Below are 23986 nucleotides of genomic sequence, written 5' to 3' on the forward strand. Positions count from 1 at the left end.
CCGCGCCGGGCTTTTGCTTTCCGGGCTCAGGCCGCCGGCTGCTGGCGCCGGATGGCGAAGGTCGCCACCGCTGCGGCCACCAGCAGCGTGCTGAAGGCGAGGAAATAGCTCGGCAGGCCGAGCTTCATCTGCAGCAACAGGCCGCCGGCGAGCGGGCCCAGGATCGAGCCGATGCGACCGATGCCGAGCGCCCAGCCCACGCCCGTGGAGCGCGCCCGGGTCGGGTAGATGTAAGCCGTCAGCGTGTTAAGACCAATCTGCCCGCCGAACGAGAAGAACCCGCAGCAGAACACGAGCGCCAGCAACAGCGGCAGCGACTGCCCGACGCGTCCTGCGACAACCACGCTCACCGCCGCCAGCAGCAGGATGCCGGGCAGCACAAGACGCGTGCCGTGGCGGGCGGTGAAGCGCGCCAGGATCAGCGGCCCGATGGCGCCGCCGAGGTTCAGCGCCACCGTGGCCCAGGTGGCGTAGCGCAGCGCGAAGCCGGCCTCCACCACCAGGCTCGGTATCCAGCTGATCAGGAAGTACACCGCAATCAGGTTGGCGAAGAACGCCGCCCACAGCTTGAGCGTGTCGCCGGCGTAGCCCGGCTCGAACAGCGCCTTCACCGGAAACTCGGCGGGCTTGGGCAAGCTGTCCGCCGCCGTTTCCGGCAGGCTCGCCTGCGGGTCGATGCGGCGCAGGATGCCGAGCGCCTGGCCGGTGTCGCCGCGGGCGAGCAGAAAGCCGATCGACTCCGGCAGCACGCGCCACAACAGCGGCAGCAGCGCCAGCGGAGCGAGGCCGCCCGCCACGTACACGGCTGGCCAACCAAACCGGGGCACCAGCCAGGACGCCAGCAGCCCGCCGATGATGCCGCCGAGCGGGATGCCAAGAAACGTCACCGCCACGCACAGGTTGCGGTGGCGGCGCGGCGCGTATTCGCTGATCAGGGCTGTGGTGTTGGGCAGCGCCCCGCCGAGTCCGACGCCGGTCAGAAAGCGCATCCCGACCAGTTGCTCGACGTTCTGCGTCCAGGCCGTCAGCAGCGTGCAACTGCCAAACGCCGCCACGCTCAACAGCAGCGCCGGGCGGCGTCCGTAGCGGTCACCGAGCGGACCGATCAGCAGCGCGCCCACCGCCATGCCGGCGAGGCCGGCTGCGAACACCGGCCCCAGAGTCGCGCGGTCGAGCTGCCAGGCGGCGGCGAGTGCCGGACCGGTGAAGGCTGCCGCCTGCACGTCGAAGCCGTCCAGCAGCACCACCAGCGTGCACAGGCCAAGCACCCACCACTGCACCGGCGCGAGTGGCCGCTGGTCGATCAACTCGCCGACGGCGCTGGCCTGCGTCATCACACCGGCCACGCGCGGCGACCCGGACTTACCGGCCGCCCGGCGTCAGCGTGCTGATCAGCCCGCGCACCGCCGCCGGCAGGTCCGCCGGCAGGATCACCAGCTTGCTGTTCTGGCTGCCGGCGAGTCCCCGCATGGCCTCGATGTACTTCTCGCCGAGCAGGTAGACCACCGGCAGCTCGTTGGCCGCTGTGGCCTCGGCCACCTTGCGGATGGCGGCCTGGCTCGCCTCGGCCAGCACCACCTGCGCTTCGGCGTCGCGGCGGGAGGCTTCGAGGCGGCCGTCGGCCTGCAGGATGGCGGCGCTCTTGTCGCCCTCGGCGCGGGTCACGGTGGCGCGGCGCGCGCGCTCGGCCGCGGCCTGCTCTTCCATCGCGTGCTGCATGGTGGGCGAGGGCTTGATGTCCTGGATTTCCACCGTCTTGAGGGTGATGCCCCAATCGGCGATGTCGTCCGAAATGGCGGCTTTCAACTTTGCCTTGATCGTCTCGCGCGACGACAGGGCATCGTCCAGATCCATCTCGCCGACGATCGAGCGCAAGGAGGTTTGCACCAGGCTCTGGATGGCGAAGATGTAGCTCTCGACCCCGTAGACGGCCTTCTCCGGCGACACGATGTTGATGTATGCGAGCGCATTGGCAATGATCACCGCGTTGTCGCGGGTGATGACTTCCTGCGAGGGAATGTCCATCACGATGTCCTTGGTGGTCACCTTGTAGGCCACCGTGTCGATGTACGGGATGATCAGATTCAGGCCCGGGTTCAGCGTGTTGTGGTACTTGCCGAGGCGCTGCACCACGTGCTTGCTGCCCTGCGGCACGATGCGCACGCCAAGGCCGATGGTGACGACCACCAGCGCGAACAGGAACAGGGTAACGACTAGACCGGGCATGGATGGGCTCCGCGGTTGGGGCTTCAGGGGCAGGCAGTGACTCAGTCGCGCGTTTCGACGATCAGCGTGTTGCCGGAGAACTCCTTCACGTACACCCGGTCGCCGGTCGCCACCGGCGTGGTGCAGATGAATTCCCACTCGTCGTCGCCGAGCAGCGGGGTGGTGAAACGCACCACACCGCGCTTGTCGCCGTGCGGCGCGCGCAGCACGCGGCCGGCCTCGCCGATGGCCGCGGCGCGGGCATTGCCGGCCTGGGTGCGGTCCTTCATCAGCGGGCGCAGGTAGCGGAACCAGGCGAATGTGAGCAGGCCCGACGACACGGTCCAGCCGAGCAGCTGCCAGGTGATGTCCAGCCCGGGCGCGAACCACAGCACGCCACCCACCGCCAGCGCACCGAGGCCAAACCAGAACACGAAGAAGCTCGCCAGAAACAGCTCGGCGAGCAGCAGCGCCATGCCGAGCGCCAGCCAGTGCCAATACAGCATCGCGTCCTCCCAGGCCGAGATCGGGCGGCATCATACCGTGCGCCCTCCCCGCCCACTTGACCGGTCGCGGCGGGTTCACTTGAATGCTGCCGCTGCCCTGCTGTCGAACACCGACGTGGAGGGCGCACAGTCGCCTGACGTGGATCTGGCCTGCGCGGTAGCGCAAAGGAGGTCGCCCATGAAGCGGGAACTTGCAGTGCTAGGCCGGCTGATTCACGCCGGCACGCTTGATCTTGAAACCGCCGACGGCATTCACCAACGCTTCGGCGACGGCCTGCCCTTCGCGAGCTGGCGTCTGGCGGGCCTGCGAACGCTGCGGCGCATCCTGGCCGATCCCGACATCGAACTTGGCGAAAGCTACACGCGCGGCGACTGGCAGGCCGAGCCGGGCCACCTGGCCGAGCTGCTCACGCTGCTGATGCGAAACGCCAGCGAGCTCGCCGGCCACGGCGGGCGCCTCGCACGACTGCCGGCGCTGCTGTGGCAGCAGTGGAATCGCGTGCGCGCCAGCTACCGCAACGTGGCGCACCACTATGACCTCGACGAGTGGCTGTTCCGGCGTTTTCTGGACGCCGAGATGTATTACTCGTGCGCCTATTTCGCGGCGCCGGGCCTCGACCTGGAAGCGGCGCAGCGCGCCAAGGCCGAGCACATCGCCGCCAAGCTGCGCCTCATGCCCGGTATGCGGGTGCTCGACATCGGCTGCGGCTGGGGCAGTCTCGCGCTGCACCTCGCCCAGCATCACAACGTGACGGTGACGGGCCTGACACTATCCATCCGCCAGCGCGAGGTGGCCGAGCGCACCGCAGCCGAACGGGGTCTGGCCGATCGGGCGCGCTTCATCCTGCAGGACTACCGCGAGCATGAGGGCCGCTACGACCGCATCGTCAGCGTCGGCATGTTCGAGCACGTCGGGCGGCCGTACTACGCAACTTTCTTTCGCCGCGTGGCGCAGGGTCTGGAGCGCGGTGGCGTAGCGCTGCTGCACAGCATCTGCCGCCTGGGGCCACCCGGCGTCACCAATCCGTGGGTGCGGCGCTACATCTTCCCCGGCGGCTACAACCCGGCGCTGTCCGAAGTCATGAACGGCGTCGAGCACAGCCCGCTCAAGGTCATCGACGTGGAACTGCTGCGCCAGCACTACGCGCTGACGCTGAACGCATGGCAGGCGCGCTTTCAGCAGCACCGGGCGCCGATCGCCGAACGCATGGGCGAGCGCTTTGCCCGTATGTGGGAGTTTTATCTTGCGGCGTCCGAGGCGGCGTTTGCGACCGGCTCGCTGGCCGTGGCGCAGGTGCAGCTGGCGCTGGATCACCAGGCCGTGCCGCTGACGCGGGACTATCTGTACCGGCAGCGGGCGATCTAGGCACGGTTTAACGGCGCATCACCCGCAGCGCCCCGCTGCGGGTGCGGGCGGATGTTCAGCCTGCGCTGGCGGCGAGCGCCTGCTCGACGTCCGCCAGGATGTCGGCCACGTTCTCGATGCCGATCGACAGGCGCACCATGTCCGGCAGCACGCCGGCGGCGGCCAGTTCCTGCGCGTTCAGCTGCCGGTGCGTGGTCGAGGCCGGGTGCGTGGCGAGCGACTTGGCGTCGCCGATGTTCACCAGGCGCGTCACCAGCTTCAGCGCGTCCAGGAACTTCACCCCGGCGTCGTAGCCGCCCTTGACGCCGAACGACAGGATGCCGGACGCGCGCCCGCCAAGGTACTTGTTCGCCTGCGCGTGATCCGGGTGCTCCGGCAGCCCGGCGTAGGACACCCAGCTCACCTGCGGGTGGGCCTTCAGGTACTCGGCCACCTTCTGCGTGTTCTCGCAGTGGCGGTCCATGCGCAGCGACAGCGTCTCGATGCCCTGCATGATGAGAAAGGCGTTCATCGGCGCCATCTGCGCACCCATGTTGCGCAGCGGCACCACGCGCGTGCGGGCGATGAAGGCCGCCGGACCGAAGGCGTCCGTCATCACCACGCCGTGGTAGGACGGATCGGGTGTGCTGAACTGCGGGAAGCGCTCGGCGTGCTGGCCCCACGGGAACTTGCCGGAATCGACGATGATGCCGCCAAGGCTCGTGCCGTGGCCGCCCATGTACTTGGTCAGCGAGTGGATGACGATGTCGGCGCCGTGCTCGATCGGCCGGCACAGGGCCGGCGTCGCGACCGTGCTGTCCACCGCCAACGGCACGCCGGCGGCGTGCGCCACGGCGGCGATACCGGCCAGATCCGGCACGTGGCCGGCCGGGTTGCCGATGGTCTCGCAGAACACGAGCTTGGTTCTAGCGTCGATGGCAGCCTTGAGCTCGTCGAGATTGTCGTGGTCGACGAAGCGGGTCTCGATGCCGAACTGCGGCAGCGTGTGGGCGAACAGGTTGTAGGTGCCGCCGTACAGCTTCTTGGTCGACACGATGTTGTCGCCGACCCGCGCCAGGTTCATCACCGTGTAGGTGATGGCGGCCGAGCCGGATGCCAGCGCCAGCGCGGCGACACCGCCTTCGAGCGCCGCGACGCGCTGCTCCAGCACGTCGTTGGTCGGGTTCATGATGCGGGTGTAGATGTTGCCCGCGACCTTCAGATCAAACAGATCCGCGCCGTGCTGGGCGCTGTCGAAGGCGTAGGAAACCGTCTGGTAGATGGGCACCGCCACCGACTTGGTGGTCGGGTCCGGCTGGTAGCCGCCGTGGATGGACAGGGTTTCGAGTTCCATGGGCCTAGACTCCAACTGACTGGCAGGCGCCCGCTGCGTCGCGGGCCAGGGCCGCAACGCAGCGGGCCGGAAAAATTCCGTGGCAGGAATTTTTCGGCGTCCCGACACGGTTACCGGCGCGAGGGCGGCGGACTATACCATCGGCCTTTTTGCGCCCCGGAGACCGCCATGCAGACCACCGCGCTCGGCCGCACCGGCATCACGGTGAGCCGTTTGTGCCTCGGCACCATGACCTTCGGCGAGCAGAACAGCGAGGCCGAGGCGCACGCCCAGCTCGATTACGCCGTCGGCCGCGGCATCAACTTCATCGACACGGCGGAGATGTATCCCGTCCCGCCGCGGCAGCACACGCAGGGCCTGACGGAGGCGTACATCGGCTCGTGGCTCAAGGCGCGCGGCAGGCGCGACCGGGTCGTCATCGCCACCAAGGTGGCCGGGCGCTCGACCGAGCTCGCCTACGCGCGGCCGTTTGCCATCCACCCCGACCGGCGCAACATCGAGGCGGCTGTCGATGCCAGCCTGCGGCGCTTGCAGACCGACTACATCGACCTCTACCAGGTGCACTGGCCGGATCGCAGCACCAACTTCTTCGGCCGCCTGGGCTACCAGCACCAGCCCTACCCGGACGAGGTGCCGATCGAGGCCACGCTCGCCGCGCTGGCCGATCTCGTGCGCGCCGGCAAGGTCCGCGCGGTCGGCATCAGCAACGAGACGCCGTGGGGCGCGATGCGCTATCTCGCACTCGCCGAGCAGCGCGGGCTGCCGCGCGTGGCGTCCATCCAGAACCCGTACAGCCTGCTGAACCGGGTGTTCGAGATCGGCCTTGCCGAAATCGCGCTGCGCGAGGACCTCGGCCTGCTCGCCTACTCGCCGCTCGGCATGGGCGCGCTGACGGGCAAGTACCGCCACGGCGCGCGGCCGCCGGAAGGGCGCCTGACGCGCTTTGACCGCTTCAAGCGCTACAGCACGCCGGCCGGCGAGGCGGCGGTGGAAACCTACGCGCAGATTGCCGAGCAGCACGGCTTGAACCTGCCCCAGATGGCGCTCGCCTTCCTGCTGCGCCAGCCGTTCCTGACCAGCGCCATCGTCGGCGCCACCACGCCAGACCAGCTCAGGACCAACCTCGACGCGGCGGACCTGACACTCCCGGACGCGGTGGTCGCGGCCATCGAAGCGGTGCACGCCGCGCAACCGAATCCCTGCCCATGACGATTGATCTGTACGGCCACCCGTGGTCCGCGCCGACCCGCGAGGTGCGCATCCTGTGCGCGGAGCTCGGCATCGAGCACCGCTTCATCGAGGTCAAGCAGGCCGAGGCCGGCGACTACCTGCCGGAGGCGCTGAACGCCGCCTGCAAGGTGCCGATGATCGACGCCGACGGCTTCATCCTGGGCGAGGCGCACGCCATCGTGCGGTACTTGGCCACCACGCACGGCGGGGATGTCTGGTATCCGGCCGAGCCGCAGGCGCGCGCCAAGGTTGACCAGTGGCTCGACTGGCAGGCGCTGCGGCTCGGCCGGCTGGCCGCACAACTGGCGCGCGAGCGGCGCTTCAAGCCAGGCCGGGCAGACGAGGCGGCCTGCGCCGAGGCCGAGCGCCTGCTCGGCCTGATCCTGCCGGAGCTCGACATGGAGCTGAAGGCCGCGCCGTTCGTGTGCGGACAACAGCCCACGCTGGCCGACATCGCCATCTTCACCAGCGTGGACTATCTGCTGCTGGCGGGCTTCGGCCTTGGGCCGTTCGCGGCCCTGCACAGCTGGGTCGAGACCTGCGCCGCCCGTCCCGGCTGGCGGGCCGACGCACTGCCGGGCTGAGGCGGGCTTATTCCGGCACCAGCCAGTCGACCGTCGCCGTGCCCGTGTCGGGGGAAAGGATTCTTGCCAACGCCGGCAGCGCGGCCTTCATCTGCTCGGCGAACCCCCACGGCGGGTTCAGCACCAGCACGCCGCAGCCGTGCAGCATGCCGCCCGTCGGCAGCGGCGTGAGGCGCAGTTCGGTCACCAGCAGGCGCCGCAGGCCGGCGGCCTTCAGCGCGCGCTTGAGGCCGGCCACCGGCGCCTCGTCCTTCAGCGGATACCACAGCGCGTACACGCCGGTCGCAAAGCGCCGGTGGGCGGCGACCAGTTCCCCCGCCAGGCGCGTGAACTCGTCCGGCCGTTCGTAGGGCGGGTCGATCAGCGTGAGCCCGCGGCGCTCACGCGGCGGCAGCAGCGCCTTCAGCGCCTGGTAGCCGTCCGTCCGCTGCACGTGGACCGCGCCGCCGCAGGCCGCTTGCAGCGCCTCGAATTCGAGGGGATTCAGTTCGCAGGCAACCAGCCGATCCTGCGGGCGGCCCAGCGCGGCGGCGATCAGCGGCGAGCCGGGATAGCGGCGCGGACTATCACCGTCGCCGAGCAGCGGCCGGATCACGCCGAGGTAATCGGCAAGCGCCGCCGGCAACGGACCCGGCGCACTCAGCAGGCGCGCGATACCGTCACGGTACTCGCCGGTCTTCTGCGCCGGCGTGGCGGTGAGGTCGTAGTCACCGGCGCCGGCGTGCGTGTCCAGATAAAACCACGCGCTGTCCTTGCGCGTGAGGCCGCGCAGCAGCGCCACCAGGCACACGTGCTTCACCACGTCGGCGAAGTTGCCGGCGTGGAAGGCGTGGCGGTAATTCATGGGGCGATCTCGGGCCGGATGGCCGCGGCGGGGCCGGTGGCCGGCCCCGCTTGAAGACGCTGCCGGTTACTTGGCAGCCGCGATGTCGAGCAGCTCGATCTCGAACACCAGCGTCTGGTTGGGGCCGATGGCGCGGCCGGCGCCCTGGGCGCCATAGCCGAGCTCCGGCGGCAGCACGACCTTCCACTTCGAGCCCTTGGGCATCATCACCAGCGCTTCCTGCCAGCCGGGGATGATCTGGTTGACCTGGAAGCTCACCGGCTCGCCGCGCTTGTAGGAACTGTCGAACTCGGTGCCGTCTGGCAGCGTGCCCTTGTAGTTGACCTTCACGGTGTCGGTGGCCTTGGGCTTGGCGCCGCTGCCGGCGGTCAGCACCTCGTACAGCAGGCCGGACTCGGTCTTCTTCACGCCCTTGTTCTTGGCGTACGTGGCGCGAAACGCGTCACCGTCCTTGGCGTTCTTGTCGCCGGCCGCCTTGGCCTTGCCTTCCATGTCTGTCCGCAGCTTGTCGAGTGCCGCTTGCAGTGCCGCGGGCTCGGCGGCCGGCTTGTTGCCCGCCAGGGCGTCCTTCAGGCCGTCCGCGGCCGCGGTGGCGTCCAGCGGCAGGCCGTCGCGCTTGGCGTTGGCGCCGAACTGATAGCCGATGGCGTAAGCCGCCTTCTGCTCGTCGGTGGTCAGGGTCGCCGCGGTGGCGGCAGTGGACAGGAGGGCGGCGACAGCCACCGGCAGCACGGTGCGAAGCATGGGGTTCTCGGGTCAGGGAGTGGGCGCAGCACGGGGCCGCAAAGAAAGGCGCGCCATGATCCCACACTGGGCCTTGCTTGGGACCATCGGCACAGGCTATAAGCCGGTCGCTTCAGCTTGAAGTCCGGGCGCAAAGGCGAAGGTCGGGCGGATGGGATCCCGCGCGGCGGCGCGGGCGGTTCGACATCCGCGAGCGGACACTCCGCCGCACGAAAAAACCCACGAGGAGGGAGCCTCATGAGCGCATTCTCGCCCGCCGATCTGGCGGCCCTGGTCGATGCCGACCACGGCCTGCTGAGCCCGCGCATCTTTCAGGACCGCGACATTTACCAGCAGGAGCTGGAGCGTGTGTTCACGCGCTGCTGGCTGTTCCTGGCGCACGAGAGCCAATTGCAGCAGCCGGGCGATTTCTTCGCCACCTACATGGCGGAAGACCCGGTGCTGGTGGTGCGCCAGAAGGACGGCTCGATCCGCGCCTTCCTGAACCAGTGCCGCCACCGCGGCATGCGCCTGTGCCGGGCCGACGCCGGCAACGCGCGGGCCTTCACCTGCTCGTACCACGGCTGGGCCTACGACACGGCCGGCCAGCTGGTGGACGTGCCGTTCGAGAAGGAAGCCTACGGCAGCGTCGACAAGAAGCATTGGAGCCCGCGCCAGGTGCCGCGCGTGGAGGTCTACAAGGGCCTCGTGTTCGGCTGCTGGGACGCGGACGTGCCGCCGGTGGCGCAGTACCTCGGCGACATGGCCTGGTACGTGGACCTGTTTCTGGACCGCATGCCGGGCGGCACCGAGGCCATCGGCGGCGTGCACAAGTGGGTGATCCGCTGCAACTGGAAGTTCGCCGCCGAGCAGTTCTGCTCGGACATGTACCACGCGCCGTTCAGCCACTCCTCGCCGGTGATCGCGAGCCTGCCGCCGGGCATCGACCCGCCCCAGGCCGGCTGGCCGATGCAGGGCAAGCAGTTCAGTTCCGCGCTCGGCCACGGCACCGGTTTTTTCATGGACACGCCCGAGTTCCTGTTCCCGCTGCTCGGCGAGACCGCCGCCGGCTACTACATGCAAAGCGGCGCCTCGGCGGTGCGCGAGCGCCTGGGCGACACGCGCGCCGTGCGCATGAACGGCGCGCACATGACGGTGTTCCCGACGCTGTCGTTCCTGCCCGGCATCAACACGCTGCGCGTGTGGCACCCGCGCGGGCCGGACGAAATCGAAATCTGGGCCTGGACGCTGGTCGACCGGGCGGCGCCGGCCGAGGTGAAGGAGGCCTACCGCAAGGCGGTGCTGCGCACCTTCTCGCCGGGCGGCATCCTGGAGCAGGACGACGGCGAGAACTGGACCGAGATCCAGAAGGTCCTGCGCGGCCACATGGCGCGCCAGCAGCCGTTCAACGTGCAGATGGGGCTTGGCATGGACCGCAGTGACGATCCGGACCTGCCGGGTCGCATCGGTTACGTGTACGGCGAGCTCGCCGCGCGTGGCATGTACCGCCGGTGGGCCGAGGTGATGGGCGCCACCAGCTGGGCGGACCTCGCCCCGCGCGGTCTCGGTGAGGTGGCGAGCCATGGCTGAGGCCTTCCTGCCGGCGCGCGTGGCGCCGGGACTGCAACAGGAAATCGAGCAGTTCCTGTACGCCGAGGCGGCGCTGCTGGACGCGCGTGAATTCGACACCTGGCTCACGCTGCTGGCGGACGACCTGCACTATTTCATGCCGACGCGCCGAACCATGCAGCGCCGCGAGCGCGACATGGAAATCTCCGCCCCGGACGAGGTGGCGCTGTTCGACGAGGACAAGCCCTCGATGGTGGTGCGTGTGCGGCGCCTGAATACGGGCCTCGCCTGGGCCGAGGAGCCGCCCTCGCGCACCCGACATCTGGTCAGCAACGTCCGCATCGCCGAGCTGCCCGGCGGCGAGTACGCCGTGCGCAGCTACTTTGCGCTGCACCGCAACCGCCTGGAGCGGGACGTGGACCTGTTCTTCGGCGAGCGGCTCGACACGCTGCGCCGGGCACCGAACGACTACGGCTTTGTGATCGCCCGCCGCACCATTCACCTGGACCAGGCCACCGTGCTGGCGCCGAACCTGTCGATGTTTTTCTGACCCACCCGAGCGACCCCATGAACCCTGTCGATGCCCTGTTCCAACCGGTCCGCGTCGGCGGCCTCGCGCTGCCCAACCGGGTGGCGATGTCGCCCATGACGCGCTCGTTCAGCGGCGACGCCGGCGTGCCGGGGCCGGACGTGGTGCTCTACTACGCGGCCCGCGCGGCGGCCGGCACCGGCCTCATCTTCACCGAGGGCACGGTGGTGGACATGGGCCCGGCGCGCGGGTATCTCGGTGTGCCCGGCCTGTGCAACGACGCGCAGGAAGCGGCCTGGCGGCAGGTGACCGACGCCGTGCACGCGGCCGGCGGGCGCATCATGGTGCAGCTGTGGCACTGCGGGCGGCTGTCGCACCCGCGCGCCACCGGCGGCGCGCAGCCGCTGGCGCCGAGCGCGCTCACGGCGGCCGGAGTGTACGTGGACGCGGCCGACCCCGGCACCTTCGACGGGCATCTGGCGTACGTGGAACCCAAGGCCATGGACGCGGCGGACATCGCAAGCGTCACGGCTGCCTTCGCCGCGGCGGCCGGCCGGGCGAAGCGCGCCGGTTTCGACGGCGTGCTGTTCCACGGCGCGAGCGGCTACTTGCTGCACGAGTTCTTCAACGCCGACAGCAACCAGCGCAGCGACGACTACAACGGCGACGCCTTCGCGCGGGCACGCTTTGCGGCCGGCATCGTGGCCGCGGCGCGGCACGAGGTCGGCGCCGGCTATCCGCTGCTGATGGGTTTGTCGCAGTTCGCCGTCAACGACTTCGCCTGGCAGACCTGGCGGGAGCCCACGGACCTGGCCGCCACGCTGGCGACGCTGCGCACGGCCGGCATCGATGGCTACCACGTGGCCGCCTACCGCATCGGCGTGCCGGCCTTCGCGCCCGACGCCGACCCCGCCCAGCGCAGCCTCGCCTGGCACGTGCGCGCGCTGTCGGGCCTGCCGGTCAGCGCCGCCGGCGGCGTCACCTACAGCACCGGCGTTGGCGAGTCGCTGATGGGCGTGGAGAGCCAGCTCACGGATCCCGCCGAAGCCGCCCAGGCACTGCAAGACGGCGATGCGGATCTCATCGCCGTCGGCCGCGCCATGCTCGCCAACCCGGACTGGACGGCCAAGGTGCGCGCCGGCGACTGGCGGACGCTGACGCCGTTCCGGCGCGAGATGCTGGGCGAGCTGGTCTGACGCGCCGATTGCCCATGCGGCGCGTCCCGGAGCCGGAACTCATGGACGCCGCCGGGCAGGCGGCGGCCTATGCCGAAGCGGACTTCTCGGCGCCGCACCAGTTTCTGGTCGATCAGGCGCGCCGCCTGCTGCCCGACCTGCCAGCCACGGCGCGCGTGCTCGATCTTGGCTGCGGGCCGGCCGATGTGACCGTGCGCTTCGCGCGCGCCTTCCCGGGCTGGCACATCGACGGCGTGGACGGCGCGGAGGCCATGCTGGCGCTTGGCCGTGCGCGCGTCGCCGATGCCGGGCTCGAACAACGCGTCGTTCTGCACCGGGCGGTGCTGCCGCAGGACTCGCTGCCGGGCACGGACTACGCGGTCATCCTCAGCAACAGCCTGCTGCATCACCTGCACAACCCGCAGGTGCTGTGGCGCGTGCTGTGCGCCGCGGCCGCGCCGGGTGCCTTCGTGTACGTGACCGATCTTCGCCGGCCGGCCGACGAGATCAGCCTGCGCCAGCGTGTTGAAACTCACAGCGCACCCGAGCCGGCCGTGCTGCGGCGCGACTTCGAGGCCTCGCTGCGGGCCGCCTTCACGGCGCAGGAAGTGCGTGACCAGTTGCGGGACGCGGGCCTGGCCGGCCTGGCCGTCACGGAACTGACCGACCGCCACCTGGCCGTGGCCGGACGCCTCCCCTGAGCGGCATCCCGGCCGCCTGCGCAGGCGACCTTCGTCCACGGCCAGACACGTTGCGCCGCCTATAATCGGCGCCCCTGAGCCCCCTCGGGGCCGATTCCGTCAAGCCAAGTCCAGTTCCAGGAGCCCGTGCGATGAATACCACCGAACTCGAAGCCACCGTCCGCGCCATGACCGCCCGCGGCAAGGGCCTGCTGGCGGCGGACGAGAGCAGCGGCACCATCAAGAAGCGCTTCGACAGCATCGGCCTTGAATCCACCGAAACCAACCGCCGCGACTACCGGCAGATGCTGTTCACCACCGACGGTCTTGAGCAGGCCATCTCGGGCGTGATCCTGTACGACGAGACGCTGCGCCAGAGCACCGACGACGGCCGCACGCTGGCCGGCATTCTTCAGGCCAAGGGCATAGTGCCCGGCATCAAGGTGGACAAGGGCACGATCGCCATGGCGCCCGGCAGCGCCGAGAAGCTGACCGAGGGCTTCGACGGCCTCGCCAGGCGCTACGAGGAGTACTACCAGCTCGGCGCGCGCTTCGCCAAGTGGCGCGCCGTGTACAGCATCAGCGACCACCTGCCGTCCACGCGCAACATGCTGCTGAACGCGCAGGGTCTTGCCCGCTATGCCGCCATCACGCAGCAGTCGGGTCTGGTGCCGATCGTCGAGCCCGAGGTGCTGATGGACGGCGCGCACACGATCGAGCGCTGCGAGGAAGTGACCACCGCCGTGCTGAACGCCGTGTTCGCCGCGCTGGCCGCCGAGGGCGTGGCGCTGGAGCTGATGGTGCTGAAGCCGAACATGGTCATCTCCGGCAAGGAATGCGCGGTGCAGGCGAGCGCGCAGCAGGTCGCCGCGGCCACGGTGCGCTGTTTCAGCCGCACGGTGCCGGCAGCGGTGCCGGGCATCATGTTCCTGTCCGGTGGCCAGGGCGACGCCGAAGCGACGGCGAATCTTGACGCCATCAACCGCCTGTCGGCGCACCACCCGTGGACCTTCAGCTTCTCCTACGGCCGCGCGCTGCAGGCGCCCTCGCTGAAGGCCTGGGGCGGCAAGAAGGACAACATCGCCGCCGGTCAGAAGGCGCTGCAAAAGCGCGCGCTGCTGAACGGCGCCGCCTGCCGCGGCGAGTACGAGGCCAAGCTGGAGCAGGCGGCCTGAGACGGTCACGCGCCGGCCGATCGCCGAAAGGCACTGCGCGCCCATGAGCGATCGGGCCGGCGTGCTGCTGGTCAACCTCGGCAGCCCGGCCGCGCCCACGGCGCGGGCGGTGCGCCGGTACTTGAAGCAGTTCCTGAGCGACCGGCGCGTCGTTAACCTGCCGGCGCTGCTGTGGCAGCCGATCCTGCGCGGCATCGTGCTCACCACCCGCCCGCGCCGCTCGGCGCGGCTGTACCAATCCATCTGGACGCCCGACGGCGCGCCGCTGGTGGTCAACACCCGCCAGCAGGCGCAGGGTCTGGCCGAGCGCCTGGCGGGTCAGGATCTGGCCGTGGCGTATGCCATGACCTACGGCGCGCCCTCGCTAGCGGATGGCCTGGCCGAACTCGCCGGCTGCACGCGGATCCTGGTGCTGCCGATGTTCCCGCAGCACTCGGCCAGCACGCAGGGGGCGGTGTTCGATGCGCTGGCGGCGGCGCTGCGCCCGGCCATGCACCTGCCAAGCGTCGATTTCGTCGCCGATTTCTGCGACCACCCCGGCTACATCGCGGCGCTTGCGTCCACCGTGCACGCGCACTGGGCGGCGCACGGCCGCGGCGAGCGGCTGCTGATGTCCTTCCACGGCCTGCCGCAGCGCAACGTCGACCGCGGCGATCCTTATGCCGAACAGTGCCGGCGCACGGCGCAACTCCTCGCCCAAACGCTGGAGCTGGGCGCCGACGACTGGCAACTCACGTTCCAGTCCCGCTTCGGGCGCGCGCGCTGGCTGGAACCCGCCACCGATGCCGTGCTGCGCGACTGGGGCCAGCGGCGCCTGGGACGGATCGACGTGATCTGCCCGGGCTTCGTCGCGGATTGCCTGGAGACGCTGGAGGAAATTGCCATCGGCGGCCGGCACACCTTCCAGGGCGCCGGCGGGGGCGAGTTCCGCTACATTGCCTGCCTCAATGACAGCCCGTTCTGGCTGGACGCGCTCGCCGGGCTGGTGCGCGCCCGGTTGCGGTTGCCAAGCCAATGACGGAGTCCGCCATGCACGCCAATGTCGACCCGGTGGAGACCGCCAAGTTCGACGCCCACGCCGGCCGCTGGTGGGACGCCACGGGACCGCTGCGCACGCTGCACGAGATCAATCCGGTGCGTCTGGCCTGGGTCGCCTGGCACGTCCGTCTGGCCGGTGCGCGGGTGGTGGATGTCGGCTGCGGTGGTGGCGTACTGAGCGAGGCGTTGGCCCGCGCCGGGGCCGAGGTGACCGGCATCGACCTGGCGCCGGACGCGTTGGCGGCGGCGCGCGAGCACGCGGCCGAATCCGGCGCGGCCATCGACTATCGCGAAATCTCCGCGGCGGATCTGGCGGCCGAATCGGCCGGCCGGTACGCCGTCGTCACCTGCATGGAACTGCTGGAGCACGTGCCCGATCCGGCGGCGCTGGTGCAGGCCTGCGCGGATCTCGTGGCGCCGGGCGGCTGGGTGTTCTTCTCCACCCTCAGCCGCACGCCCAAGGCCTGGGCGCAGGCGGTGCTGGCGGCCGAGTACGCGCTGCGCCTGCTGCCGCGCGGCACGCACGATTACGCGCGCTTCCTGCGCCCGGCCGAGCTCGGCGGCCTGTGCCGGGCGGCCGGCCTCGACGTGGTGGACGTGAGCGGGCTTGACTACAACCCGCTGACGCGCGGCGCCAGTCTGCGCCGGGCGGCGGACGTCAATTACCTGCTGGCGGCGCGCAAGTAGCGAGCCTGCCGGCCAGCGCCACGCTCAACCCTCGCCGACAGACTCAGGCCGACCTTAGCGGCCGCACGCGGGATGCGGCATCGCGCGCACGCTGGCGGGCCGATTCGATGTCTTCCGCCCGCGCCAGCGCCACGCCCATGCGCCGCCGGGCAAACGCCTGCGGCTTGCCGAACAGCCGCAGGTCCGTACCCGGAATCCGCAGCGCCTCGTCGACACCGGCAAAGGCAATGCCGGTGGCCTCGATCTGCCCGTAGATCACGGCGCTCGCCGCCGGGGTTTCGAGGTCCACCTCCACCGGCAGCCCGAGAATTGCGCGCGCGTGCAGTTCGAACTCCGACAGCCGCTGGCTGGCGAGCGTCACGAGGCCGGTGTCGTGCGGCCGCGGGCTGACCTCGCTGAACCACACCTCGTCCCCGCACACGAACAGCTCGACGCCAAAAATGCCGCGCCCGCCGAGCGCCGCCGTGATGCGCCCGGCGATGTCCCGCGCGCGCCCGAGGGCCGCCTCGCTCATCGGCTGCGGCTGCCAGCTTTCGACGTAATCGCCCTGCACCTGACGGTGGCCGATCGGCGGGCAGAACGCCGTCTCGATGTCGCCATAGACACCGCGGCTGCGCACCGTGAGCAGCGTGATTTCGTAGTCGAACGGTACCTGCGCCTCGACGATAACGCGCGCCTCGCGCACGCGCCCGGCGTCCAGCGCGTACTGCCACGCACGCTCGATGCCGCCGGCGTCGCTGACGCGCGACTGCCCCTTGCCGGAGGACGACATCACCGGCTTCACGAAGCACGGAAAGCCGACGTCGGCGGCCGCAGCACGCAGGTCGTCCAGGCTGCTCGCGAATGCGTAGCGCGAGGTCGGCAGGCCGAGTTCCTCGGCCGCCAGGCGCCGGATGCCCTCGCGGTTCATGGTGAGCTGGGCGGCGCGCGCGGTCGGGATCACCTCGGCGAGACCGTCGGCCTCGATGGCGAGCAGCGCGTCGGTGGCGATGGCCTCGATCTCCGGCACGATCAGCGCCGGGCGCTCGGCCTCGACCAGCGCCCGCAGCGCCGCGCCGTCGGTCATGTCGATCACGTGCGCGCGGTGCGCCAGCTGGTGGCCCGGCGCGTTCGGGTAGCGGTCGACGGCGATCGTTTCCACGCCCAGGCGCTGCAACGCAATGATGACTTCCTTGCCCAGTTCGCCTGCGCCCAGCAGCATCACGCGCGTGGCGTTGGCGGCGAGCGGCGTGCCTAGCTGCATGACGGTGTCCGGTGGCGTGGCGGGACCGGCATTGTCTCAAGCCGCCGCCGCGTAGCGGAACTCCCAGCGCTCCGCGTGCAGCTCGCGCTGCCACACCACCCGCCCCGGCGGCAGCAGCGTGAGCTGCCAGGTCTGGTTCACGCCGCGGTAGGGCCGCGCCACGGCGGCGAACGGCGCCGGCGTCAGCAGTGCAAGACACACGCCACCGGCAAGCCGCGCGGATCCGTAGCGGATCAGCTCGACCTCAGCCGCGCGCGCCTGCTGCGCCAGGGCCTGCGCCGCCGCGTAGTCGGCCGGGTGCTCCAGCGCCGCCCGCGCGACGTCGAACCTCGGCGCTGTGAGGTCCAGCGCCCGCGCGCTCGCGCCGTGGAACTCGAACAGCGTCAGCGGCACCGTGGCCGAGACCTCGGCCAGCCCGGCGCTGTCGCTGAAAAACCGCAACCGCCAGTAGCCCGCCTCAGCACACGCGGCCGGGCGGTCTTCGGCGCCGTAGAACACGCCGGGGTCGGTGCGGGCACGAAAGCGCGAGCCGCCCGCCGGCGGACGGTATCGGAACGGTGTCGCCAGCAGCCAGTGCAGGTCCGTCGCCGGTGGCGGCGGCTTGGCGGCGTCGAGCAGGTCTTCCAGCAGCTGCTGGTCGGCGAGATCGCCGCGCGCCAGGCGCAGCGTCGCCACCTGGTGCTGCGCCTCCACCGCCCGCCAGCCGCTGCCGGCCCAGGGACCGGCCTCAGACGCGAGCGCGGTGGGCGTCCAGGTACTCGCAGGCATACAGCAGGCCGTCCACGCGCTTGATGGCGTCGATCGGCCGCGCGTCGTCGAAGGCGCGATTGGCGCTGCGCAGCCAGCGCGCGGCGAGCGCGTCGTCGCCACCCACCAGCGCGGCAAGCGACCGGTACAGACGCAGCAGATGCGTCGCAAGCTCGAACGGCTTGCTGCCCGGCGCAAGCTCATACGCGCCCCGCAGCAGACGCGAGGCGGTCGGCTGGCTCACCCCGACGATGGCCTTCAGCTCCGTCGTGCCGATGCCGAGCCGCGCGGCCGCTTCGACCAGCGCCTGCGTCAGCACACGGCCGGCGTCGGGCTTTGCAATTGCCAGCGCCTGACCCATCGACGACACTCCATGCAGACTCATGCCGGATTATTCTCTTGAATAAATCGACGCGCCGCAAGCGTCTATAACTTTGGATCGGCGATCAGCCCGCCCAACACCTCGGCCGTGTGCTCCCCCAGCCGCGGCGCCCGCCCGCGCACGGCACCGGGCGTGGCGGACAGGTGCACCGGCACGCCGGCAATCGTCACCGGCGTGGCGCTGCCGGGTTGTTCGACCTCCACCAGCATGCCGCGGGCGGCAAAGTGCGGGTCGGCAAAGATCTCCGCCGCGTCCTGCACCGGCCCGAACGGCACCCGGCCGCCGAACAGGGCTTTCAGGTCCGCCTTGCTGCGCTGACGGGTGTAGCCCTCGATCAGCGCGGTGACTTCATGGCGGCGCGCCAGGCGCGCGGCGTTGGTCGCCCAGCCGGGATCGGCGCCGAGTTCCGGCCGGCCGATGGCGGCGGCGAGTTCCACCCAGAACTTGTCCGTCGGGCAGCCGATGGCCACCCAGCCGTCGGCGGCGCGGAACAGCCCGAACGGACACAGCAGGGGGTGGCCGTTGCCCTCCGGGTGCGCGACTTCGTCCGCGTAGCTGTACTGGTGCACCAGGCGCTCGCACAGCGCGAGCACGCCGTCGACCATGGCGATGTCGAGGAACTGCCCCTGCCCCGTGCGCTCGGCGTGGCGCACGGCGGCGAGGATGCCGAAGGCCAGCATCAGCGCTGGCACGGTGTCGCCAACGCCGGGGCCGATCTTCAGCGGCTGGTCGGCAGCGGGGCCGGTGATGCCCATGATGCCGCCGAGCGCCTGCGCCACCACGTCGAAGGCCGGCCAGTCGGTGTAGGGACTCGCGCCGGTGCGCGGGTCGCCGAAGCCACGGATGGCGGCGTAGACCAGACGCGGGTTGCGCGCGGCGAGCGTCTCGTAGCCCAGACCCAGGCGCTCCATGACGCCGGCGCGGTAGTTCTCGACCAGCACGTCGGCGCTGTCGACCAGCCGCAGGAAGGCCTCGCGGTCCGCAGCGGACTTCAGATCCAGCACCACGCTCTTCTTGCCGCGGTTGATGCTCTGGAAATACCCGCCGAACGCGCGTTCGGCATCGTCCGGCCGAAACGGCGCAAAGCGCCGCGCGGGGTCGCCCTCCGGCGGCTCGATCTTGATCACCTCGGCGCCGTGGTCGGCCAGCATCTGCGTGCAGAAGGGACCGGCCAGCACCTGCGAGAGGTCCAGCACGCGAAGGCCCGCGAGCGCCCCCGGGCTCACGCGCCACCGCCGAGCAGCTGCCGGCCGATGACCTTCAGTTCCAGGATCGGCTCCACGCCCTCGAAGATCGGCAGCACCAGCGCGTCCGCCACGTAGCGGGCGACCGGGAACTCCTCCGCATAGCCCCAGCCGCCGTGCAGCAACTGCGCGCGCTGCGAGACCTCCACCGCCACGCGGCAGGCGTACAGCTTGGCCATGGCGGCGAGCAGACCCGCATCCGGCGCACCGGCATCCATGGCGCGCGCGGCCGCGTGCGTCAACGCCCGCGCGGCGGCGGTGTTGAGTGCCATCACGCCGAGTTCGTACGCCGTACTCTGGAACTCGCCGATCGGGCGGCCGAACTGGCGCCGGTCCACGGCATAACGCCCGGCGGCTTCGAGACTCGCCTGTGCGAGACCTGTGGCGCGGCCGGCAGTCTGCAAACGCCCGGCGGAAAAGCCGGCCATCTGGTAGTAAAAGCCGCGCCCGGCCTCGCCGAGCAATCGGTCGCCCGGCACGAACCAGCGCTCGAATTGCAGCGTGAACGAATGCATGCCCCGGTAGCCCAGCGTGCGGTCGGCCTTGCCGGTGAGCCGCCCGCCGCCCGGCTGCACGAGATCGAAGTCGTGCCCGAGGCAGCGCTCCTTCTCGACGATGAACAGCGACAGGCCGCGATGCCCGACCGTGAGATCAGCGTCCGTGCGCGCCAGCAGCGCCAGCACGTCGGCGCGGCCAGCAAACGTGCTCCACGCCTTGGCGCCGTCGATCCGCCAGCCGGCGACACCGTCCTGCTCGGCGGGCGTGGCCCGGCAGCGCAACGCGGCGACGTCGGAGCCGGTGTCGGGCTCGGTCACGGCCACGCCGACCATGAGTTCGCCGCGCGCCACCGGCCCCAGCCAGCGGTGTTTCTGCGCCTCGCTGCCGCCCGCCAGCAGCGCCTTGGCCAGCACCTCTGGGCGCGTGATGAGGCTGCCCGCCGCCGGCAGCGAGGCGGCGGACAGTTCCTCGGTGGCCACCACCATGGCGAGGTTGCTCATGCCGGTGCCGCCGTACTCGGCCGGGATGGACATGCCGAAAAAACCCAGCTCCGCCATGCCGGCGATGAGGTCTTCCGGCACCAGCAGGTCGTCGAGATGGATGCGCTGGGCGATCGGCGCCACGCGCTCGGCGGCGAAGCGGCGCGTCGTGTCGCGCAGCGCCAGCAGCAGGTCGGCGTCGTCGCCGGCGATCGGGGCGTGGTTGACGAAGCCATCCGCGGCGCCGCGCTCGGCGAGCGCGCGATAGCGAGCCTCGGACAGGGTCGCCGCCCACGCGGCGCGCTGTTCGGCCGGCACCGCGTCCGCAAGCGCGGCCGGCGCAAGGCCGACATCGGCGCCGTGGCGCTCCAGCGTGTGCAGTGCATCGAGCGCTGTCTGGGCCGCGAACAGCGCTGCCGTTTCGGGTTCGGCCCCGGCCGCCAGCGCCTGCGCGGCCTTCAGACGCGCTTCGAGCCCGGCGTAGCGGCGCACGGCCACCTGATGCGCGTCGATGTCGCGCCCAAGCGCCGTGCGTTCGGTGAGCGTCTGCCGCACCCGCGCCAGCAGCGCTGCCGTGGTGTGCAGCGCCGCCTGCGCCTGCTGGTCCGCCGTCATGCCGTCTCCTGCCCCGTGACTGGTCGCGCCGCGCCGGGTGGCGCGGTCGATGGAGCAGGAATTATCGGCCCTCAGGGCGCGACCGTTGGCTCCGGCGGCCGCGCCCGCTCGTGCGCCGCGCGGCGCTTGAGGTAAGCCTCGCGCGCGATCTGCATGTCCTCCACGAACAGCGGCAGCTCGTCCAGGCGCAGCGCCTGCGGGCCGTCCACCAGCGCCTTGGCCGGCGCCGGGTGGAAATCCACCAGCACCAGGTTGGCGCCGGCGACGACGCCCTGCGCGGCGGCGTGCTGGATGTCCTCGATACCGTCCGGGCCGCGGTCGCGGCGGCCGACCGAGTGAGATGGATCGACGCCCACCGGCATGCGCGTCAGGCGCCGCACCACCGGCACGTGGGCGAAATCGACCAGGTTCCGGTGCGGATCGCCGAGGTTCGTCTTCACCCCGCGCAGGCAGAACACGACCCGCTGGTTGCCCTCGCTCGCCAGGTACTCGGCCGCGTTGATGGACTCCTCAAGCGTGATGCCGAAGCCGCGCTTGAGCAGCACCGGGAATTCCTGCTGGCGGCCGATGGCCTTCAGCAGCTCGAAGTTCTGCGTGTTGCGCGTGCCGACCTGCAGCATCACGCCGGTCGGGTGGCCGATGGCCGACAGCACGTCGTTGATTTCCTGGATGTGCTTCTCGTGCGTGATCTCCATGGCGATCACGCGGATGCCATGCCGGCCGGCCGACTCGAACACGAACGGCAGACACGCCGCGCCGTGGCCCTGGAAGGCATACGGGCTCGTGCGCGGCTTGTAGGCGCCCATGCGCGCGCAGCGCAGACCCTGCGCCTGCAAGGCGGCGAAGGTGCGGTCCACGTGCTCTCGGTTGTCCACCGCGCACAGGCCGGGGAACAGCTCGAAGCTGTCCTGCGTGAACTCGACGCCGTTGTACTCGAAGCCGCTCGGCCGGAAGTCATCCTGGTGGCGACCGACGATGCGGTACTCGCGCGACACCCGCACCACCTGTTCGACGCCCGGCAGGTCGGCGATCTCGTCCCGATCCAGGGTAGCGGTGTCGCCGATGAGGTAAATCTCGGTCAGCGTCTGCTGCGCGCCCTTGACCTCGTGCACGCGGGCGCTCACGCCGGGGCGGCGGCCGAGGTAGTCCATCACAGCGTCAAACGCCGGCGTGCCGGGGTGAACGTGCTCTTGCAGGATGAGGATCATGACGACGGCTCGGGCAGTAAAAGACGCCGCAATGGTAATGACCCGCGCGGGCGGGCCCTTGGCCAAGCGGACAGGCATCGCAGCACGCCCTGTGAAACAACGCGCTTGGCCTAAAGTTCTACGCGCGGCCGGCGTTACATAGGGCAACAAGAATTCCTCCGCTGCCCGATCCTGCCGGTTGCCTCATATGAACGAAGAACCCCGCGCCGCTTCCGAAACGCTGCTGCGAGACATCATCACGCAGTTGTGCGCGGTGGCGGGCACCTGCAACCCGGAGCTTGCAGGCGCGCTGACAGCGCTCGATACCGCCGCCCGTGATGGACAGTCGCAGGCGGCGCTGCGTCAGGCGGCAACAGCCCTTTCGGAACTCACCGCGCGCGGCGCGCAGCGGGCTCGCCCCGGCGCGACGGCGTTGCCCCCAGCGCGCCCTGGCGCGGCGGGCAGCGATGCGACGGTCCTGATTCAGGGCGTCCTGCGCAACCTGTCGATCCCGACCACGCTCGAACCCTTGGCGCGCGACATTCAGCAGGCCATCGACCGAACCGGCGGCGCCCCGCGGCGCGATCTGGTCGACCAGACCCTGCACCTGATGGCCGAGGCAAAGGCGCATGGCGAGCAGCGTCACCGCGAGTTGCAGGATTTCCTGAAGACCACCGTCGGGCGCCTGGTCCAGCTCGAAAACGCCGTCACGCACGTGCAGTCGGCTAGCCGCAGCGGCAGCGACGAGCTCGCCCACGCCCGCGAGGTCACACAGGCGCAGTTCATCCAGTTGCGCAGCGTTACGACTGAGACGGACGACCTGGAGGAGCTCAAGTCGTTCATCGGCGAGCGCCTCGAACACCTGCAAGACCACCTGAAAGATCAGGACGAGGCGGGCGACGAGAAACAGCGTCGACTGGAAGAAACGCTGGTCGCGCTCAGCGGTCAGGTTGCACAGCTCAGCGCGGAGACGGTCACCCTGCGCAGCCGGCTCGACGTCACCACCGAAGAGGCGCTGCGCGATCCCTTGACCGGCGCCTACAACCGGCTCGCCTACGAGCGCCGCGCAGCGCTCGAAGTCGCCCGCTGGCGCAGCGACAACGGCAAGCTGTCGATGATCGTGTGCGACATCGACCACTTCAAGCGCATCAACGACTCCTTCGGCCATGCCGCCGGAGACAAGGTGCTCAAGGAAGTGGTGCGCCTGCTGCAGGAACAGCTGCGCTCGTCGGATTTCGTGGCCCGCTACGGCGGCGAGGAGTTCGTGATCCTGCTCAGTGGCGCCGCCGAGGACGCGGCGCTGCAGATCGCCGAAAAACTGCGCCGGACCATCAAGGCCGCGCCGTTCCGCAGCCGCGGCGAGCGGGTACCGGTGACCATTTCCTGTGGCGTCGGCACCTTCGGCGGCGAGGACACGCTCGAAGCGGTCTTCGAGCGCACCGATGCGGCGCTGTACGCCGCCAAGGCGCAGGGCCGCGACCGCTGCGTGCCGTCGGTGAGTCAGGCCGCCTGAGTCCGGCTGGGGGTCATCCTCGGCCCGGCCGGCCGGCGGCGGCCCGCTCAGCCGCCGGCCGCGAGGTGCTCACGGATCAGCCCCGCCACCGCCTCGCGCAGCGCGCGCGCCGCGCGCTCGTGCGACGCACCGACCCCCGCCCCCGCCAGCAACGCGCCAGCCCCGACCGGCGCGCCGAAATGCACCGTGATGCGCCCGGCCCGCGGCCAGCGCCGCTGCGGCGGCCAGGCACGGTAAGCGCCCTCGATGTACACCGGCACCACCGGCGCGTCGGTATGTTCCAGCAGCAGGCCGATACCGGGCCGAAACGCCTCCAGCGCGCCACTCGGCGAGCGCGCGCCTTCCGGGAACCACACCAGCGCATTGCCGGCGCGCAGCGCGGCAAGACCCAGCGCGAGGCTCGACAGCGCCCGCCGCTCGGCATCCATGGGCAG

The 23986-nt window shown here is 70.6% G+C and carries 24 protein-coding genes; 11 read left to right on the forward strand and 13 right to left on the reverse strand.

Going from position 1 to position 23986, the window contains the following annotated elements; genetic code table 11:
- Positions 1 to 26: 26 nt before the first annotated feature.
- From AB7F93_RS01370 to AB7F93_RS01380, 3 genes are read right to left on the reverse strand one after another with little or no spacing between them, the layout of a single operon-like run.
- Positions 27 to 1334: an MFS transporter gene (locus AB7F93_RS01370; RefSeq protein ID WP_428301080.1), complete on the reverse strand. Its 1308-nt coding sequence runs from the start codon at positions 1332 to 1334 to the stop codon at positions 27 to 29.
- Positions 1335 to 1362: 28 nt separating this feature from the next.
- Positions 1363 to 2226: an SPFH domain-containing protein gene (locus AB7F93_RS01375; RefSeq protein ID WP_428301081.1), complete on the reverse strand. Its 864-nt coding sequence runs from the start codon at positions 2224 to 2226 to the stop codon at positions 1363 to 1365.
- 41 nt (positions 2227 to 2267) lie between these two features.
- On the reverse strand, positions 2268 to 2711 hold the full coding sequence (locus AB7F93_RS01380; protein ID WP_428301082.1) for an NfeD family protein: 444 nt from the start codon (positions 2709 to 2711) through the stop codon (positions 2268 to 2270).
- A 178-nt stretch (positions 2712 to 2889) separates the two neighbouring features.
- Between AB7F93_RS01380 and AB7F93_RS01385 the strand changes: the two genes are divergently transcribed.
- Positions 2890 to 4077 (forward strand): class I SAM-dependent methyltransferase, encoded by a 1188-nt coding sequence (locus tag AB7F93_RS01385; protein ID WP_428301083.1) that lies wholly within the window; start codon positions 2890 to 2892, stop codon positions 4075 to 4077.
- Between the two features lie 55 nt (positions 4078 to 4132).
- Here the strand turns inward: AB7F93_RS01385 and AB7F93_RS01390 are convergent, their stop codons facing one another.
- Positions 4133 to 5410, reverse strand: a complete 1278-nt coding sequence (locus AB7F93_RS01390; RefSeq protein ID WP_428301084.1) for an O-acetylhomoserine aminocarboxypropyltransferase/cysteine synthase family protein — start codon at positions 5408 to 5410, stop codon at positions 4133 to 4135.
- 168 nt (positions 5411 to 5578) lie between these two features.
- Between AB7F93_RS01390 and AB7F93_RS01395 the strand changes: the two genes are divergently transcribed.
- Positions 5579 to 6619, forward strand: a complete 1041-nt coding sequence (locus AB7F93_RS01395) for an NADP(H)-dependent aldo-keto reductase (RefSeq protein WP_428301085.1) — start codon at positions 5579 to 5581, stop codon at positions 6617 to 6619.
- Positions 6616 to 7224, forward strand: a complete 609-nt coding sequence (locus AB7F93_RS01400) for a glutathione S-transferase family protein (RefSeq protein ID WP_428301086.1) — start codon at positions 6616 to 6618, stop codon at positions 7222 to 7224. Before AB7F93_RS01395 ends, AB7F93_RS01400 begins: the two co-directional genes overlap by 4 nt.
- Before the next feature lie 7 nt (positions 7225 to 7231).
- Here the strand turns inward: AB7F93_RS01400 and AB7F93_RS01405 are convergent, their stop codons facing one another.
- Both AB7F93_RS01405 and AB7F93_RS01410 read right to left on the reverse strand, forming a co-directional pair.
- Entirely contained in the window at positions 7232 to 8068 is an 837-nt protein-coding gene (locus AB7F93_RS01405; RefSeq protein WP_428301087.1) for a 23S rRNA (adenine(2030)-N(6))-methyltransferase RlmJ, read from the reverse strand.
- 66 nt (positions 8069 to 8134) lie between these two features.
- On the reverse strand, positions 8135 to 8812 hold the full coding sequence (locus tag AB7F93_RS01410; RefSeq protein ID WP_428301088.1) for an FKBP-type peptidyl-prolyl cis-trans isomerase: 678 nt from the start codon (positions 8810 to 8812) through the stop codon (positions 8135 to 8137).
- 237 nt (positions 8813 to 9049) lie between these two features.
- On the opposite strand from AB7F93_RS01410, the gene AB7F93_RS01415 reads away from it, so the two are divergent.
- The 7 genes from AB7F93_RS01415 (at position 9050) to ubiG (ending at position 15644) form a co-directional block, all read left to right on the forward strand.
- Positions 9050 to 10381, forward strand: coding sequence for an aromatic ring-hydroxylating dioxygenase subunit alpha (locus tag AB7F93_RS01415; protein WP_428301089.1), 1332 nt, complete (start codon positions 9050 to 9052; stop codon positions 10379 to 10381).
- Positions 10374 to 10910: an aromatic-ring-hydroxylating dioxygenase subunit beta gene (locus tag AB7F93_RS01420; RefSeq protein ID WP_428301090.1), complete on the forward strand. Its 537-nt coding sequence runs from the start codon at positions 10374 to 10376 to the stop codon at positions 10908 to 10910. The genes AB7F93_RS01415 and AB7F93_RS01420 overlap by 8 nt, the downstream gene beginning before the upstream one ends.
- 17 nt (positions 10911 to 10927) lie before the next feature.
- Positions 10928 to 12085 carry a 12-oxophytodienoate reductase gene (locus AB7F93_RS01425; protein ID WP_428301091.1) on the forward strand — a complete coding sequence of 386 codons (1158 nt, stop codon included), beginning with the start codon at positions 10928 to 10930 and terminating at the stop codon, positions 12083 to 12085.
- A 14-nt stretch (positions 12086 to 12099) separates the two neighbouring features.
- A complete protein-coding gene (locus AB7F93_RS01430; RefSeq protein ID WP_428301092.1) occupies positions 12100 to 12765 on the forward strand; it encodes a class I SAM-dependent methyltransferase in 666 nt (221 codons plus the stop codon).
- Positions 12766 to 12896: 131 nt separating this feature from the next.
- A complete protein-coding gene (locus AB7F93_RS01435) occupies positions 12897 to 13919 on the forward strand; it encodes a class I fructose-bisphosphate aldolase (RefSeq protein WP_428301093.1) in 1023 nt (340 codons plus the stop codon).
- A gap of 43 nt (positions 13920 to 13962) precedes the next feature.
- Positions 13963 to 14937 (forward strand): ferrochelatase, encoded by a 975-nt coding sequence (hemH, locus tag AB7F93_RS01440; protein WP_428301094.1) that lies wholly within the window; start codon positions 13963 to 13965, stop codon positions 14935 to 14937.
- Positions 14938 to 14948: 11 nt separating this feature from the next.
- Complete coding sequence (ubiG, locus tag AB7F93_RS01445; protein WP_428301095.1) at positions 14949 to 15644, forward strand: bifunctional 2-polyprenyl-6-hydroxyphenol methylase/3-demethylubiquinol 3-O-methyltransferase UbiG; 696 nt, start codon at positions 14949 to 14951, stop codon at positions 15642 to 15644.
- Between the two features lie 43 nt (positions 15645 to 15687).
- Here the strand turns inward: ubiG and purT are convergent, their stop codons facing one another.
- From purT to AB7F93_RS01475, 6 genes are all read right to left on the reverse strand, one after another.
- Positions 15688 to 16887 (reverse strand): formate-dependent phosphoribosylglycinamide formyltransferase, encoded by a 1200-nt coding sequence (gene purT, locus AB7F93_RS01450; protein ID WP_428301096.1) that lies wholly within the window; start codon positions 16885 to 16887, stop codon positions 15688 to 15690.
- Positions 16888 to 16923: 36 nt separating this feature from the next.
- Entirely contained in the window at positions 16924 to 17655 is a 732-nt protein-coding gene (locus AB7F93_RS01455; RefSeq protein WP_428301097.1) for an RES family NAD+ phosphorylase, read from the reverse strand.
- Positions 17615 to 18019 carry an MbcA/ParS/Xre antitoxin family protein gene (locus AB7F93_RS01460; protein WP_428301098.1) on the reverse strand — a complete coding sequence of 135 codons (405 nt, stop codon included), beginning with the start codon at positions 18017 to 18019 and terminating at the stop codon, positions 17615 to 17617. The genes AB7F93_RS01455 and AB7F93_RS01460 overlap by 41 nt, the downstream gene beginning before the upstream one ends.
- Before the next feature lie 41 nt (positions 18020 to 18060).
- Positions 18061 to 19242, reverse strand: coding sequence for a CaiB/BaiF CoA transferase family protein (locus tag AB7F93_RS01465; protein ID WP_428301099.1), 1182 nt, complete (start codon positions 19240 to 19242; stop codon positions 18061 to 18063).
- A complete protein-coding gene (locus AB7F93_RS01470; RefSeq protein WP_428301100.1) occupies positions 19239 to 20852 on the reverse strand; it encodes an acyl-CoA dehydrogenase family protein in 1614 nt (537 codons plus the stop codon). Before AB7F93_RS01470 ends, AB7F93_RS01465 begins: the two co-directional genes overlap by 4 nt.
- Positions 20853 to 20923: 71 nt before the next feature.
- Positions 20924 to 22060, reverse strand: coding sequence for a 3-deoxy-7-phosphoheptulonate synthase (locus AB7F93_RS01475; protein WP_428301101.1), 1137 nt, complete (start codon positions 22058 to 22060; stop codon positions 20924 to 20926).
- Between the two features lie 187 nt (positions 22061 to 22247).
- Between AB7F93_RS01475 and AB7F93_RS01480 the strand changes: the two genes are divergently transcribed.
- Positions 22248 to 23552 (forward strand): GGDEF domain-containing protein, encoded by a 1305-nt coding sequence (locus AB7F93_RS01480; protein ID WP_428301102.1) that lies wholly within the window; start codon positions 22248 to 22250, stop codon positions 23550 to 23552.
- 47 nt (positions 23553 to 23599) lie between these two features.
- Here AB7F93_RS01480 and AB7F93_RS01485 read toward each other — a convergent pair.
- Positions 23600 to 23986 (reverse strand): lysophospholipid acyltransferase family protein (locus tag AB7F93_RS01485; RefSeq protein ID WP_428301103.1); only part of this gene is annotated, 387 nt, incomplete at its 5' end.

It is taken from the genome of Immundisolibacter sp., assembly GCF_050250495.1.
Lineage (GTDB): Bacteria > Pseudomonadota > Gammaproteobacteria > Immundisolibacterales > Immundisolibacteraceae > Immundisolibacter.

Coding starts and splice junctions, on each gene's coding strand:
- AB7F93_RS01475 (WP_428301101.1), bottom strand. CDS start 22,060: ATGATCCTCATCCTGCAAGAGCACGTTCACCCCGGCACGCCGGCGTTT.
- AB7F93_RS01370 (WP_428301080.1), bottom strand. CDS start 1,334: ATGACGCAGGCCAGCGCCGTCGGCGAGTTGATCGACCAGCGGCCACTC.
- AB7F93_RS01470 (WP_428301100.1), bottom strand. CDS start 20,852: ATGACGGCGGACCAGCAGGCGCAGGCGGCGCTGCACACCACGGCAGCG.
- purT (WP_428301096.1), bottom strand. CDS start 16,887: ATGCAGCTAGGCACGCCGCTCGCCGCCAACGCCACGCGCGTGATGCTG.
- AB7F93_RS01420 (WP_428301090.1), top strand. CDS start 10,374: ATGGCTGAGGCCTTCCTGCCGGCGCGCGTGGCGCCGGGACTGCAACAG.
- AB7F93_RS01460 (WP_428301098.1), bottom strand. CDS start 18,019: ATGAGTCTGCATGGAGTGTCGTCGATGGGTCAGGCGCTGGCAATTGCA.
- AB7F93_RS01385 (WP_428301083.1), top strand. CDS start 2,890: ATGAAGCGGGAACTTGCAGTGCTAGGCCGGCTGATTCACGCCGGCACG.
- AB7F93_RS01400 (WP_428301086.1), top strand. CDS start 6,616: ATGACGATTGATCTGTACGGCCACCCGTGGTCCGCGCCGACCCGCGAG.
- AB7F93_RS01415 (WP_428301089.1), top strand. CDS start 9,050: ATGAGCGCATTCTCGCCCGCCGATCTGGCGGCCCTGGTCGATGCCGAC.
- AB7F93_RS01395 (WP_428301085.1), top strand. CDS start 5,579: ATGCAGACCACCGCGCTCGGCCGCACCGGCATCACGGTGAGCCGTTTG.
- hemH (WP_428301094.1), top strand. CDS start 13,963: ATGAGCGATCGGGCCGGCGTGCTGCTGGTCAACCTCGGCAGCCCGGCC.
- AB7F93_RS01375 (WP_428301081.1), bottom strand. CDS start 2,226: ATGCCCGGTCTAGTCGTTACCCTGTTCCTGTTCGCGCTGGTGGTCGTC.
- AB7F93_RS01405 (WP_428301087.1), bottom strand. CDS start 8,068: ATGAATTACCGCCACGCCTTCCACGCCGGCAACTTCGCCGACGTGGTG.
- AB7F93_RS01390 (WP_428301084.1), bottom strand. CDS start 5,410: ATGGAACTCGAAACCCTGTCCATCCACGGCGGCTACCAGCCGGACCCG.
- AB7F93_RS01380 (WP_428301082.1), bottom strand. CDS start 2,711: ATGCTGTATTGGCACTGGCTGGCGCTCGGCATGGCGCTGCTGCTCGCC.
- AB7F93_RS01425 (WP_428301091.1), top strand. CDS start 10,928: ATGAACCCTGTCGATGCCCTGTTCCAACCGGTCCGCGTCGGCGGCCTC.
- AB7F93_RS01435 (WP_428301093.1), top strand. CDS start 12,897: ATGAATACCACCGAACTCGAAGCCACCGTCCGCGCCATGACCGCCCGC.
- AB7F93_RS01430 (WP_428301092.1), top strand. CDS start 12,100: ATGCGGCGCGTCCCGGAGCCGGAACTCATGGACGCCGCCGGGCAGGCG.
- AB7F93_RS01410 (WP_428301088.1), bottom strand. CDS start 8,812: ATGCTTCGCACCGTGCTGCCGGTGGCTGTCGCCGCCCTCCTGTCCACT.
- AB7F93_RS01480 (WP_428301102.1), top strand. CDS start 22,248: ATGAACGAAGAACCCCGCGCCGCTTCCGAAACGCTGCTGCGAGACATC.
- ubiG (WP_428301095.1), top strand. CDS start 14,949: ATGCACGCCAATGTCGACCCGGTGGAGACCGCCAAGTTCGACGCCCAC.
- AB7F93_RS01455 (WP_428301097.1), bottom strand. CDS start 17,655: ATGCCTGCGAGTACCTGGACGCCCACCGCGCTCGCGTCTGAGGCCGGT.